Annotated in this window: 9 protein-coding genes; 5 read left to right on the top strand and 4 right to left on the bottom strand. The window is 68.5% G+C overall.

All coding sequences use genetic code 11. From position 1 onward, the window contains the following. Positions 1-21 precede the first annotated feature (21 nt). Positions 22-1,884: an ABC transporter ATP-binding protein gene (locus tag ABZ826_RS24435; protein ID WP_361452062.1), complete on the bottom strand. Its 1,863-nt coding sequence runs from the start codon at positions 1,882-1,884 to the stop codon at positions 22-24. A gap of 1,659 nt (positions 1,885-3,543) precedes the next feature. On the opposite strand from ABZ826_RS24435, the gene ABZ826_RS24430 reads away from it, so the two are divergent. The 5 genes from ABZ826_RS24430 to ABZ826_RS24410 all read left to right on the top strand — a co-directional run bounded on the left by ABZ826_RS24430 (position 3,544) and on the right by ABZ826_RS24410 (position 9,078). After that, positions 3,544-4,320, top strand: coding sequence for a hypothetical protein (locus ABZ826_RS24430; RefSeq protein ID WP_361452059.1), 777 nt, complete (start codon positions 3,544-3,546; stop codon positions 4,318-4,320). Further along, complete coding sequence (locus ABZ826_RS24425) at positions 4,317-6,050, top strand: hypothetical protein (protein WP_361452056.1); 1,734 nt, start codon at positions 4,317-4,319, stop codon at positions 6,048-6,050. The genes ABZ826_RS24430 and ABZ826_RS24425 overlap by 4 nt, the downstream gene beginning before the upstream one ends. A gap of 792 nt (positions 6,051-6,842) precedes the next feature. Next, the gene (locus tag ABZ826_RS24420) at positions 6,843-8,165 is read left to right on the top strand and encodes an integrase (protein ID WP_361452053.1); all 1,323 of its coding nucleotides are present in this window, start codon (positions 6,843-6,845) and stop codon (positions 8,163-8,165) included. Further along, on the top strand, positions 8,162-8,569 hold the full coding sequence (locus ABZ826_RS24415) for a hypothetical protein (RefSeq protein WP_361452050.1): 408 nt from the start codon (positions 8,162-8,164) through the stop codon (positions 8,567-8,569). Before ABZ826_RS24420 ends, ABZ826_RS24415 begins: the two co-directional genes overlap by 4 nt. Positions 8,570-8,679: 110 nt before the next feature. After that, a complete protein-coding gene (locus tag ABZ826_RS24410) occupies positions 8,680-9,078 on the top strand; it encodes a hypothetical protein (RefSeq protein WP_361452047.1) in 399 nt (132 codons plus the stop codon). Positions 9,079-9,190: 112 nt separating this feature from the next. On the opposite strand, the gene ABZ826_RS24405 is transcribed toward ABZ826_RS24410, so the two are convergent. From ABZ826_RS24405 to ABZ826_RS24395, 3 genes are read right to left on the bottom strand one after another with little or no spacing between them, the layout of a single operon-like run. After that, on the bottom strand, positions 9,191-12,082 hold the full coding sequence (locus tag ABZ826_RS24405; RefSeq protein WP_361452044.1) for a tetratricopeptide repeat protein: 2,892 nt from the start codon (positions 12,080-12,082) through the stop codon (positions 9,191-9,193). Continuing rightward, on the bottom strand, positions 12,075-13,055 hold the full coding sequence (locus ABZ826_RS24400; protein WP_361452041.1) for a caspase family protein: 981 nt from the start codon (positions 13,053-13,055) through the stop codon (positions 12,075-12,077). Before ABZ826_RS24400 ends, ABZ826_RS24405 begins: the two co-directional genes overlap by 8 nt. Further along, a complete protein-coding gene (locus ABZ826_RS24395) occupies positions 13,052-13,432 on the bottom strand; it encodes a hypothetical protein (protein ID WP_361452038.1) in 381 nt (126 codons plus the stop codon). Before ABZ826_RS24395 ends, ABZ826_RS24400 begins: the two co-directional genes overlap by 4 nt. Positions 13,433-13,911: the final 479 nt, after the last annotated feature.

Raw genomic sequence — 13,911 nt, 5'->3', positions numbered from 1 at the left:
CTGAAGTGACGTCGGTGCGGCTCATGTGCGGGTCCCGTGCTTCTCGCCGTCCGGCTCGGACGTGACCTGGTAGGACAGCAACTGCTGGAACAAGCCCTCTTGCCCGGCGAGTTCTTGGTAGGTGCCCTCCTGCACGATCCTGCCCTCGTCGAGGACTACGATCCGGTCGGCCACGGCGACGTTGGTGATGCGGTGGGTCACCAGCAGCACCACCCGCTCCCGGGCCAGGTCTCGCAGCCGTTGGAAGATCCGGTACTCGGCGCGGGGATCGAGGTTCGCGGTCGGCTCGTCGAGAACCAGCAGCCCGGCCTCGCGAAAGAACGCCCTTGCGAGGGCGATGCGCTGCCACTGGCCGCCGCTCAATTCCTCCCCGTTGAGCCACTCGCGAGCGAGGAGTGTGTCCAGCCCGGCACCGAGCTTGTCAACGACCTCGTCGGCGCCGGCGGCCTCGCACGCTTCACGCACCGCCGCGTCGCCGCGCTCCGAGGGTTGCCCCAGGGTCACGTTCTCGCGCACCGTCAGGGGCCAGTGCGCGTAGTCCTGTGGCACCAGGGCCACTTGCTGCCACAGCGCCTGCGGGTCGGCGTCGCCGGTGGGGGTACCGTCCCACAGCACCTGCCCGTCAGTGGGCAGGTACAGGCCGCCGACCAGCTTCGACAGCGTCGACTTCCCCGAGCCGTTGAAACCGACCAGGGCGGTGACTTCACCCCTGCGCAGCGTCAGCGAGACGTCGGACAGCGCGTTCTGGTCCTTGCCCGCGTAGCGGTGAGAGACCGACTTGATCTCGATCTTCTTCGGCGGCTCGGGGCGGCGCGCGCCCCGGCGCATCCGGAACCCGCCGGCCTTGTCGAGGAAGCCGCTCCAGTCATCCATGTACAGCCCCGTGCGCACGGCTCGCGCCCCGACGGCCACGAGTCCGCGTACCGACTGCCCGACTGTCTGCAAGGCGAAAACGGCCGTCCCGGCGTGCCCGACGCTGATGCGGCTGGTTGCCAGTAGCCACACGACCGCCGCCCACACGACCGCCGACCCCACGCCGCCGCACAGTGCACCGACCAGGGACATGCGCGCCCCCTTGTCGGCCGCGGCCCTGTCCTCGTGATTGATCCGGGCGACCGTCTGCCGGTACCGGCCGGAGAGAAAGGCGGCCATGGTGCCTGCGCGGATCTGGTCGGCGGCGTCCTTGGTGTAGATGTGCCATCGCAGCACCGACAGCATCCGGTTGTCACCATTGCTGCGAAGGTTCGCCAGGTAGCGCACCCGTGCGGCGCTGATCTGGGCCAGTGCCTGCGGAAGGCTGGCCGCCACCAGGAGTGGAAGAAGCACCCGGTGCACCCCGGCCAGCACGAGTGCCCCGGCGAGGAAGGAGGCCGTCGAGGCGATCAGGTCCTGCCCTTCATTGATCAGGTCTCCGGTGACCTGCGCTCCGCGGTCGGCGGCCTCGCGGTCGCGGTTGAAGTCGGGTTCGTCGTAGGCGCACAGCTCCGCCTCCGCGCAGCCGATGAGCAGCATCTGCTCGGCTTCGCGCGACATCAGTGGACCCAGCCGGGAGGAGAGCCAGTTGACGGTGATCCCCAGAAGTGATCGCACGCCGGACGCGCCGGCCAGCAGGGCCACGGACGGCCATGCCTGCAGGAGCCGGTGGTAGACGTCCCCGCTGGTCAGCAGCGCGGTCAGGGTGCCGCTGATCGCGACCAGACCCACGGCCTGCACCACACCGGCGACCGCCTGGCACAGCAGGAGACCGACAGTCGCTGCTCGGTCGACCCGCCAGGCGAGAGCCAGCGACCGGCGCACCAACTGCGGGAGGCGCCTGGTCATGTCGCTCATCCGGATCGAGCGGCCGGCCGCTTCACGGCTGCCGGTCACGTCCACGTACCGCATCTGCGGCCCGGGAGGGGTTGCCTCCGTGGCGGCGGCCGGCGCGGTTTCAGGCGGGACGCCCGGTCCGTTCGTCGGTCCGGAATGCGCCGTTGCGGGCGGCGGGGTGGTGCGCGGCCCCGGGACACTGTCGGCTGAGGCATCGGTGGGCTCGCTCATGCCGCCCGCCCCGTATCCGGTCGCCCTGAGTGGCCGGCAACCGTGTCGACCTGCTGCACTCCGGGGGTGGAAAGAGCGGGGAGGGGCCGCCGCCGTTCGAATCCGGGGGGCTGATGCGCGTGGGTGGGTACAGGATCCATCGTGTCCTCCAGCAAGTCGTCGAATGGCACGGGTGCTCTAGAAACGCGGCTGATTGCTCGCCGTAACGGGTGACGGCGGGGGGAATGCGGGACGCCTGTGCGAATTCCTTGGCTGATGCCAGGAGCCGTTGGGGCGGGTCCTTCGAAACGCCCTCGTTCGAGGGATAGTCACCCTTTCGGCCCCTTCCTCGGAGAGATTCCGGCCAACCTGAAACCGCGGCCGTCTCGGGCGGCAACTGCGCGGCGACGCTGCGCGCCGCGCGGGGTCACGGCGGCGGCAATGGCCGATTCCGTGCGGCCGTACCCCCACTGCCGAGTCGGCGTGCCAGGCTGCCCCTCACCGCGGCGCCCCCATCCGCCCGTGCGCCCCGCACGCATGCCTGCCCCCCTTGCGGCACGGCGATGAGGGCCCCCCGACGACTCTGCGACAGCGAGGAAACGCCCATGACCGACGACCGCACACCAGTCGTGTCCACCGGCGGCTGCCTTTGCGGGCATATCCGTTTCGAGGCGACCGGAGAGCCCCACGACCCCCATCTGTGTTTCCCTGATGATTGAGTGAGTTCAAGGGACTCACAGGGGTGGAAGTTGGACGAGTGGTCGTTGGTGTTCGTACCAGATCCGGAACGATGGTGGCCGCTGCCGGCGGAGGGGGTACTGGGGGTCCGCGACCTGCCAGCTGCCCTTGAGGAAGTAGGGCTTCGGCCGGGTGATCCGGTCTTCGTGCGGCCAGATTTCATTGTTGACGCGGAATTGCTGCAGTTCGTTCTCTCACTCGAATTCCGGGGATTGGAACGGGAATCACGTCGGAATTATGCGACGGATATCCGGCTGCTCCTGTCGTGGCTCTGGCGACGGGGCGTGCCCTGGAGGGCGGCGACAAGAATGGACTTGCAGGCATACAAGGAATGGCGCCTCGATATCACCGCTGAATCCGCAACGGATCGGCGGCACGAAGTGGAACCGGGAAGCAGCTGCGCTGACCCGGCTCTACAGATGGGCGAAGGTCAGCCCTCTCCCGCTGGACGTGGGACGGCGCGAGGACCGGGCGGCGAGCGCGCGAAGCTCTCGGTTGTCGTGGTTGACTCCGCGGACCTGGGGGTTGTGGCACGACCTGGGCCTTCGAGGACTCGGTCGTGATGGAGCGCCGTTGCCTGGCTGGGATGGGCGAACCGAGCTGCGGAACACCGCGTACGTGGGGCTGACGCTGAGCTCGGGGCAGCGGCGCCAGGAGGCGGGCGCGATGTTGACGTTCGAAGTGCCGACACGGCCTCTCCGGTCCGGGCGCTACTGCCACGGCCAGGTGGCCCGCGCTTTGTCCCGGTCGAAGCGCGACCGGACTTGTTACGCGTCGATCGAGTCCGTGCGGCAGGTTGGCGCCTACTCCGAGTCCGAGCGGGCCTGGGCGGTACAGCGCGCCCAGGAGAGGGGTCGCTACGACAAACTGACCCTGATGCGGCTGATCACGAAGGTGACGCGAGGCCCGGTCCCGGTCGTGCACTGGGTGGACCGCAACGGGGCGGCAGGCAGGCGGGAGTTGAGCCTGCTGGGCTGGCGCGAGCGGCAGTGGCTGTTCGTCGAGGGGCCGGAGGGGCCGGAGCCGGCGTGGCTGTGGTTGACCGAGCAGGGCATGCCGATGCTGCCGGACCGGTGGAACACGGTGTTCCGGCAGGCCAACCAGCGCTGCGAGGAGGCTTTGCTTACACCGCAGGAACGGGAGGTGCCGCGGCTGGTCAGGCTGGCCGAGGTGCGGGGGAAAGTCCCATATGCAACCCCGCACTCCGCGCGCCACTCTATGGCGCTCTACATGCTGATCGTGCTCAACGAGCTCATGGACAAGAAGTACGGGCTGACCGCCGCAGATCGGCGTGACTTCGCTCAGCTCTACGGCGACCCGTGGTGGCTGGTGAAGACCCTGTTGGGGCACCGGGACGTTGAGACAACGAAGGAGCACTACCTCAACCCGGTGATGCATCTGCAGCTGGAGTCGATCCTCGCCTTCGACACCGAGGGCGAGCCCGGCGAGGAGGACGAGGCGACGGACCTGAATGGTCTGTTCGCCCGGCTGGCCAGGGAGACCTCCGGGATCCAGGACATCGAACTGCTGGTCGGCGCCCGGCCCGTCGCGGAGGCGTCATGAGTGGGCGGGGGCACAAGGCTGTCCTGCCACCGGCGGATTTCCAGTCAACCCAGCGAATAGCCGCCGACGGGCTGCGGGCCACCGTGGTCAACAAGGAAGGCTTCGAGCGCGTCTTCGACTTCGCCTCCCTCGCCGTGCCCGAGCCGATGCGCCGCTCGCTCGCGCGAGCCTTCGCCGAACAGTCCATGGGGTGGAACAGCCACGCGAGTGGCGAGTCGTACTGGCGGTCGTTGGAAGTCTTCGCCCGGTTCCTCAAGGCCCAGGGGCAGCCGGCGGACGACCTGGGAGACCTCACCTCGGCCACGCTCCGGCTCTGGCGCAACAACCATAAGGACACCCCCGGCGGGCGCGAGGCCCTGGGCAAGATGCGGACGCTGCTGAACCGCGAGCCGCGTCTGTCCCAGGGACTTCCTGCCGAAGAACTGGCCCGCCCCGTCCCGAAGAAGGGCAAGCCCTCCAAGCAGTCCTACCGGCCCTCGGAGCGCGATCAGGTGCTGCTGGCCGCAGAACGGCAGTTCCGGGCCGCGCTCCTCCGGATCCGGGAGAACACCACATTGCTGGCCCGCTTTCGGGCCGGCGCGCTCGACGCGGACAGCCGGGAATGGAGGATCGGGGAGGTCCTTGAGCACATCGCCGCCACGGGCGAGCTTCCCGGGGCCGAAGATCCCGAGGGGAAGGTCTACACCCGGGCCGAGAGGTTGCTGCGCGGTCGGAACGGCGGGAAGACAACGGGCCGGCTGTTTCTGACGCGCCAGGAACTGACCTCGCTCGCGGTGATGATGACCGACCGCTACGGCTGGAACCTGTCGGTCTACGACCGCCTGCATGTCCCCGTCATCACCCCTTCTGCAGGAGAGACGGCCACCGTCACCTACGAGGTCTTGGTCGAGAAGCGCCGCTCCGGCGAGGGACAGTGGTTCGACACGGAGAACTACACAGACTCCGGCGCCGACTCGCCCGGCAGGCTCATCACCCAGGCCCTGGAAGCCACGAAGAACGCGAGGGCCCTGGCCGCTGCGTTGGCCCCGGGGCATGACCTGCTGATGACCGCCCGCAACCGGCGTCCGAGCGACGTGGACTCCAACCTGGACCGGCCCCGGCCCCTCGGCCCGCTGGTCTTCGGGGTCTCGAAGGCAGACGCGAAGAACTGGGCGACGTCTCACCAGCTCGGCTCGCCCTTCCAGCGCACACGCAGAACCACCGTCACCACCACGGGCAAGCCCCTGCAGCACAAGCCCGGCACGAACCAGAGCATCTACGTCCTGCCCGACGAGAACGTGCAGCGAGCCGCCGTGGACGTGATCGCAGCCGGCGCCGAAGAGGCTCTCGAACAGGCCCGCGACTACACCTTCAAGGGCCGGCTCACGGACGCGGCCGACGCGGCCCACCAGGAGACAGCGACCGCGGACTGCGCCGACGAGGAGACCAGCCCGTGGCCCGACCCGAGCGGGGGCTGCGGCGCCGACTTCCTGCTCTGCCTGTCCTGCGAGAACTCCCGGGTTCACACCGGTCACCACCCCCGCCTCGCGCTCCTGCACCGGCAGTTGAAATCGCTCCGGTCCACCTGGCCCGAGAAGCTCTGGCAAAAACGATGGGACGAGCACTTCCAGCGACTTGCCGACCTGCGCACGAAGGTCAACGAAAGCACCTGGCACACCTCGCTGGCCCGTGTCACCGACCGGGATCGGATGATCATCAGCCATCTACTCAAGGGAGACCTCGCCCCGTGACGACAGCCCTGACCATCGAGGCCGATCCCTACATCCTTCCCCTGCCGGGTCCCGACAGCTTGGTGGTCCAGGACCGGTGGATCAGCGTCACCAACACCCACCCCAACTCCCGCTATGGCGACGACATCTGGTCGATGGGGCCGTTGACCGACAAGCCGGGGGACAGCATTCACAAGATCCACTGGAGGAGATGTCCCGCAGCGCTCAGGAGCGAGTTCCAGCGTATGATCTGGGTTCTGATCAACGGCGAACTGCGTCCCACCTACGTACGGGAACGCGGCTTTCAGAACCGGGGACGCGACGGCGTTCTCAGCATGCGCGACAACATCCTGCAGTGGCTGAAGTTCGCGCGCTGGCTCGACCGGCAGGGTGTTTCCCAGCTCAGTGACTGCACCGTGGAGCACTGGAGGGCGTACGCCGCCAAGTGCACGAGCAGCGGCTGCACGCGCGATCATGCTCTGACGGTGCTGCGCTGGCTGTCGGACCTCTGGGCCTTCGACCAGCTGTCGATCAGCCCCTGCGGCATCACGCGTCCTCCCTGGGAGGACGAGGGCGTCGACGACTACCTGTCGGCCGAGACGGGCGAGGCGCGCGGGGAGAACACGACCGAGCCACTGGACCCGACAGTGATCGGCCCCTTGCTGACCTGGTCGGTCCGCATGGTCGAGGACTTCTCCGACGACATTCTGGCGGCCTGGGCCGAGCGCCGCCGCATGCACCCGAGAGGGCCTGGCCGCCGTCAAGGAGTATCTGACGCCACTGATCGACTCCGGCGGTCTGCTGCCCGCCACCGTGCACCGGAAGCACGGCATCACCCTGGCCCACCACTACGTCGCCGCAGTCACGGGGGCCAGCTGGAACCAGGCCCACCACTTCATCGCCCGGCGCGGACTCGTACGGCTCACCGCCCAGCGGCCCGGCCCCAGCCCGATGCAAGTGCCGGTGGCGGGCCGGATCGATGGGCGACCCTGGCGGGAATGTATGGACTACGAGGAAACACCGACCCTGGTGCGTCACTTGGCCACGGCCGCCGCAATCGTGATCTTGTACTTGACCGGAATGCGCCCCCAGGAGACCAAGTCGCTGCGGTCCGGCTGCTGTCCGGATCCGGAGCCCAACCCCGACGGCTCCACGCCGAGGCACCTGATCCGATCCCACCACTACAAGAACGTCCGCGACTCCGACGGCCACCACATAGCCGCTGGTGAGGAGCGAGATGTTCCCTGGGTCGCGATCACACCGGTGGTGAACGCCATCCGCGTTCTGGAACGGATCGTCCCCGAAGGTGAGCTCTTGTTTAGCTCCACCCACCACGACATCGTCTCCCAGCGAAACCATCACGGTGCGCTGAAGCGGTCCAGCCTGGACCGCCGGGTCGAGAGTCTCGTCGCGTGGATCAACCAGGAGGCCACCGCCCAGGGCCTGCCGGATCAGAAGGTGCCGGCTGACCCGCACGGAAACCTGGGGTTGAGCCGCCTTCGCAGAACGCTGGCCTGGCACATCGCCCGCCGCCCCGGCGGCCTGGTCGCCCTCGCCATCCAGTACGGACACATGCGCACCGCCCTGGACGCCCGCACCTCCGCCAGCTACGGCAACCGCGGGCGCCGAGGGTTCCACGGCGAGCTCGACGTCGAGACCGCCCTTGCCGCCGCACAGACCGCGGCTCGACTGCGCGACGCTGCTGCCGCTGGGGAGAAGATCTCCGGGCCCGCCGCTCGACGAGCAATCATCGGAGCAACCTCGATGCCCAGCTTCGAAGGAGCCCTGACCACCCCGAAGGCCGCCGCCAAGTTCCTCTCGCGCGACGGCCTCGTACTCTTCGACAACCCGGACTCGTTCCTCATCTGCGCCTTCAAGCGCGACACGGCCCTATGCGACCCGGATCCTGGGGCGACGGCACCCAACCAGTTCGCTTGCCAGCTCGGTTGCGGCAACGCGGTCCGAACGGACAGCCACGCGCGGGCGGCTAGAGAGCACGCTGATCGGCTCGAGACGAAGGCAGCCCATCTGCCCCAGCCCCTGGGTGATCGGCTCCGCCTGACCGCAGACCGCTTCCGAGGTCTCGCCGACGCCCACGACGCCGCCGCGCTCGACGCCGAGGAGGCCATCGCATGAACCAGCAGCACATGGATGAACGCGCCCGCATCCGCGAGGCCATGGACCGGCTCCTGGCTGGCCAGCCCACCTGCTCCAACGGCAGCCTCACGGCGGTCGCGCTCGCCGCAGAAGCCGGTGTTCACCGCATGGCCCTGCAGAAGCGCCACGCCGATCTCAAGGAGGAGTTCTACGCGCGAGTTCGCGCAGAAACCCACCAGACACCGGAGGTCGAAGCCCGTCTCCGCAAAGAGGTAGTCCGCCTGAAGCAAGCACTCAAGGACTCCCGGACGGCCGAGGCCAAGTCCCAGCATAGAGCGGAGCAGATGGCCCTCGCTGCTGCCGTCCTCATCCTCCGCAAACCCGCCGGTGAGGATCAACCCGACCCTGGGAACGTCGTCCCGATCCGCCCACCCGCCGGCTGAAGGCCGAGGCCGTCGCGCAGCGACGCCGAGCTCCGGCCGTCAACGGGCAAGCGGCTGAGAACTTTGGGGAGTACGCGACAACCGGCAAGCAGAGCCGGGAAACGGTCTACGTGATCACCGACCTGACAAGCCGCCAGGCGTCACCGGAACGCCTCGCAACAATCTTGAGGGCGCACTGGGTGATCGAAAACAAGCTCCACTTCGTCCGTGACACCGCGTTCCGCGAAGACACCTCCAAGATCCGCGCCGGACACGGGCCAGAGAACATGGCCACACCCTCCGCAGCTTCGCCATTAACCGGCTCCGCGCGGCCGGCCACGCCAACATCGCCGCCGGACTCCGCACGACAGCCCTCCGCCCCTACGAACGACCGCTGGCCCTCCTCGGCCTCAACTGACCTGCACCAAATCCATGATCAAAAGACTTTGCAATCACCCTGCCTGCCCATGCGATCGGAGTGTCCTCCCGGCAGAAGCAGGCGAGGCCGAGCGAGACAGGAGCAGCTCTGAGACAGCCGAACTGTTTCTAACGGCGGCGGCCACCTCGAACCAGCCGACAACACCCTCCTGCAGGCCGCCGGCCGCGAGCTCACCGAGGAGACCAGCATCCCGCCCCACGTGATCACCCCGCACAGCCAGCCCCCCCCTCTCCGCCCCGACGTCCGCCGGTCAGGACCGACAGGTTCCGCCGGATGGTGCGTGTGAGGGGGTGGCTCTCGCCCAGCGTCTCCTGGCATACAGGGAGTGCGACCTGGTACAGGGCCAGTGCTTCCTCCTGCCGCTCGCTCTCTTTGTAGGCCCCGGCCAGGTTGTTCAGGGACGCGAGTACGTCGGGGTGACGTGGTCCGAGCACACGCGTCCGTTGCTCCAGGTTCGACTCGTACAAGGCGAGGGCCTCCTGCAGCCTGCCGGTCTCCTCGTAGGTCCCAGCCAGGTTGTTGACGGCGGTGAGCGTGGCGTGATGGTCGGGGCCGAGTACCTGCTTGTAGTCGGCCACCACGCGTTCCAGCAGGGGCAGGGCGCGCTCGTGTGCGCCCGTGGTCAGCAGTGCCAGTGAAAGGTTGGATCTGGCGGCCAAGGTTTCGGTATGCCGCTCGCCCAACAGCCTTACGCAGTGGTCGACTTCCCGCTCCAGCAATGGCAGGGCCTGGGGGAAATCGTTGTTCTCCCAGTACGCGGCAGCCAGGTTGTTGCGGGCGGTGAGGGTGTCTGGGTGCTCGGGGCCGAGTAGCCGCTCCGTCTCGGCTCGGTTTAGCTCGAAGAGCGCGAGCGCTTCCTCGTGCTGGCCGGCGGCGCGGTACACGCCCGCGAGGTTCTGCCTGGCCGCGAGGGTGTCCGGGTGGTCGGTGCCGAGCCGCCGCAGGCAGTCCGAGATCGTCCGTTCGAACAGTTCGGCAGCCTGCCCCAGATCTCCGGTCTCCCAGTAGGCGGCGGCCAGATTGCTGCGTGAGGTGATGGTGCCGGGCGAGTCGGGGCCCAGCACCCGCTCCCGGTCGGTGAGCACATCCTGGAGCATCCGCACGGCCAGATCGAGCTGGCCGGCGCTGAGTAGCGCGTAGGCCAGACTGTTCCGGGACGTCAGGGTCTCGGGGTGGTCACCGCCCAGGACGCGCAGCCGTGCAGTCAGGTTGTCCTGCAGCATCGGTAGGGCTCGCGCGAGGTCGCCGGCGGCGTGCAGGGCACCGGCCAGGTTGTGCCGGGTGACCAGAGTGGTGGGGTGGTCGTCGCCGAGGATGCGCCGGCGTCCGACCAGAGCTCGTTCTAGGAGCGGGATCGCCCGTTCCAGGCGGTCGGCCACTCGATAGGCATAGGCGAGATTGGCGGTCACCGTGAGGGTCTCGGGATGGTCGCTGCCGAAGATTCGTGCGCAGTCGGCCAAGGCGTGCTCCAGCAAGTCGACTGCCGCTTCGGAGTCGGCGCGGGCCAAGAGGGCTCCGGCCAGGTCGGCCCGGCACCCCAGGGTCGCCGGATCGTCCGGGCCGAGGACGCGCTCGGAGCTGTCCAGTGCGCGCTGGAAGCTGACAACGGCCTCATCGATCCGGTCGCACGCCTGGAGGGCGCCCGCGACGTTGCGGAGCGCCGCGAGCGCTGCAGGATGGTCGTCGCCCAGGATGCGCTGGTAGGCCGCGTGGGACCGTTCCAGGAGCACCAGCGCGTCGCCGGGGGCACCCTGCTCGCAGAGGAAGAGCCCGGTGCGGTTGAACAGGCGGGCGGTCACCGGCGTGTCAGACGATGCTGCGGACTGATCGGCGAGTGCCGTGATGTGCGGCAGGAGTTCCTGCCAGCGCGGCCAGCTCCGAGATTCGTGGACGGGGGGAACGTACTGGTCGAGCAGGTCGGTGGCGGTGGCCAGGCTCTCGGCGATGGCTTCCGTGCTGCGCAGCGAATCGCGGTCGTCAGCGGTCCGCACCAGGGTCTGAACATGCCGGTGGACGGAGACCGTATTGTCGCCGAGTTGGACCAGGCCGTGCGCGCGGAGCTCCCTCAGAGCCCGGAGAACAGCCCTTCCGGCGGCCGGCCCGTCGGAGCCTGACAGCAGTGCAACGGGCACGGGCTCGTGGCTGTACCAGGACAGCACGCGCAACAGGCGCAGTGCACCCGGAGTGTTTGAGACGGCACGGAGCGCCAAGCCGATGGCGTCCACCAGATGCCCGGCCCACGCGTCGACGCCACCCAAGGTGTCGAGGTGTTCGGACATCCGCCGACGGAACGACGCGCTGCTGATCCCGGTCTTGCGAAGGTAGGCGCCCGCCAGGGCGAGCGCGAGGGGAAGTCCGCCGAGTTCGAGCGCGAGCTCACGGAGCTCGCGCTCGAACTCGGCGGACTCTGCCGGGCGCGCGGCACCCGGTTTCCGCAACAGGTCAGCGAGCAGCTCGGCCGCGGCGTCCGGGGCGAGGGGCTGCAGCTGAAATACCTCGGTATCGGGCCGGCGCCAGCCGTAGGAGAGCCGGGTGGTCACGAGGGCCCGACCGCTGCTGCCCGCGAGATCGGCCAGCAGCGGATCGACGTGCGCCGGGTCGGTTACGTCGTCCAGCACCAGCAGCCATTCATCATGTTCGAGCAGCCACCGGACGGCGCGCCGCGCCGCTTCCTCCATGGGGAGCGACTTCGCCAGCTCCGGCTGCAGCCGGTAGATCAGGTCTGCCAGGCCGTTGTCGAGCTCGGTGGGAGAACCGGCCGCCAGCCACCAGGCGGGTGCCTCCCTCCGCCGGAGCCAGAGGTGTGCGAACGTGGACGCCAGCGCGCTCTTTCCAACACCCCCCAGTCCGGTCACCACCGCAACCCGACCGGGCTCCTCCAAATGCCGTGCCAGCACGCCTAGTTCGTGTTGTCGGCCGATGAGTTCCGCTACTTCGGGCGGCAGGTTCGACAGTCCGGCCCCGGCCTGCACGTCCGATACCCGGCGCAGGGATCCGGTGTTGAGGACCGAACCGTGGAAGTTGACGTCACCGGTGATGTTGATCTGGCCGTGTCCGGAGGCGCCCACACTGCCGTTAAAGCGGAAGTCAGACATCGGCGTCCCTCTCGTCGGCCGTCAACTGCGTGAGGAACTGGAGCAGCACCTGCCGGTCGCGGATCTCCACCCCCTTGTACGTGGCGAGCACGGGTGCGAGGCCGCGGTCGGGAATGGGAACGGCATGGGCGGGGCGGACCTCCGCACTGCCGTTGACCGCCCGGTCCGGTGGCTCCGGCGGGCGGTGCGCGCGGTTTGGCGCAATTACGATTCCGGCGCCGTGCCCGCGGGTGCCGAACTGCGGGACCGGCATGCCCGGGCGCAGGGCGAGGCGCGCTGAGACGGCGTCGTAGATCGCGGTCATGTCGAGGTACTCCGAACCACCCTCCACTCCGTGGCTCAGGACGTGTATCAGCTCACCGGTGAACGCGCTGTAGTGCTCGCCCACCGGCGAGAGCGCCTTGCGGGTGGCGGCGGAGGCCGTGAGCACGCAGACGCCATCGATGTCGGCCTTGCCCGCCACCAGCGCCGCCAGCTCCTGCTGTTCTGCCAACGGATCCCCCTGATGTTCCTCCGCCGCGGCGCCCATCTCGCCGTTCAACGCCTTGCCGCTATAGCAGCAGTCGAGGATCACCACGGTGCGCCGGGCCCGGCTTCCGGACTGTCGCAGCCGGGTCCGCACCTTGGCGTAGCTCAGGCAGTCGTCCTCCCAGTGCACGCCCCTGAGCGCCAAGTGCAGGTCCTGCGATTCGCCCACCAACAATCCGTGGCCGGAGTAGTAGAGGAGCAGTGTGTCGGTCGCTTCGGCGGCGGCGCGCTGCACCTCGTCCAGGACCTCGTGGGGGTAGGCGGGTTCAGGTACCGAGAAGCAGTGCTCGTCCGGCAGATCCCACACCGTGCCGTCGGTGAGTAGGCGGCGCATGGCGGCCAGGTTCTGCTCCACCGCAGGGAGCGCGCCCATGCCCAGGCCGTCGGCCGCACTGTGCACTCCGATGAGGATCGCCCGGGAACCGGCCGGGTCCGGCACGGTCACGAGCCCGATGCACCCTCGTCGACGGTGTCGTCGCCGGATGCCGTCAGAGTGTCGACGATACGGCGGATCTCGGCAGGGTCGTCGTGGGTGATCTCGACCGTCGTATCCCTGTACTGGATCTTGACCGTGGGTGCGGTGGCCCTGTCCCGGCCCTGCCGCCTGGCGTCCCGCCACGCGGCCACCGCGACGGCGAGGCTGCCGAACCCCGCGGGGTCGTCCAAGACGGCTTGTACGACGTCGGCGACGCCCATCTCGCTCTGCCCGGGTTCGGCAGGCAGCACGCTGAGCTGGGCATGAGCGGCAACCGGGTCGTTCCGCAGCCATCGCAGGAGATCCCCGCCCTCGCCGCCGTCCTCCACCCGAAGTCGTACCTGCACGACGCGCTCCTCCGTCGATCCCCACCCGGTCTGACCCGGCCGGCTCCAAGCTTGCACGATACGGCGGGTGCCGGGGTCGGTTTCCGCGATCTGAGGTGCTTGCACGTCGACGACTCGACCCGGACTTGCAACGAACTCATAACGGTCTGGAGGGATGGTGAGACAGGTGCTGGGTCCCGGCGCTCGAGTCGGATCGTTTCCCGGGGCGCGTGCTGGTGAGACAGGAGACGTCATGAGACAGACGAACTGTTCCTAAGTGGTCTGCGCCGGAAGTCCTTCGGGGGTTGACTCTGGAGCCGGGGCGGTGTGTGTCATGTGGGCGCCTGAGGCTCAGCTCTCCATGTCGACGGCGAGGACCTCGCCGTGACCGTCGAATGTCACGACTAGTAGGGCTTTGTTAGGTACCCCGGATGATCAAGCAGGAGTAGGGTTGTGATCTTCTTTCAGGTGTGACACCTGAGGAGATGGAAGAGGTTCGT

Origin of the sequence: Streptomyces sp. NPDC047515 (assembly GCF_040643055.1) — a bacterium.
Classification (GTDB): Bacteria; Actinomycetota; Actinomycetes; order Streptomycetales; family Streptomycetaceae; genus Streptomyces.
This window is presented reverse-complemented; position numbering and strand designations above follow the sequence as displayed.

What these genes read in the sequence shown, in the direction of transcription:
- ABZ826_RS24405 (WP_361452044.1), bottom strand. Translation starts at nt 12,082, where the DNA reads ATGTCTGACTTCCGCTTTAACGGCAGTGTGGGCGCCTCCGGACACGGC.
- ABZ826_RS24415 (WP_361452050.1), top strand. Translation starts at nt 8,162, where the DNA reads ATGAACCAGCAGCACATGGATGAACGCGCCCGCATCCGCGAGGCCATG.
- ABZ826_RS24425 (WP_361452056.1), top strand. Translation starts at nt 4,317, where the DNA reads ATGAGTGGGCGGGGGCACAAGGCTGTCCTGCCACCGGCGGATTTCCAG.
- ABZ826_RS24435 (WP_361452062.1), bottom strand. Translation starts at nt 1,884, where the DNA reads ATGCGGTACGTGGACGTGACCGGCAGCCGTGAAGCGGCCGGCCGCTCG.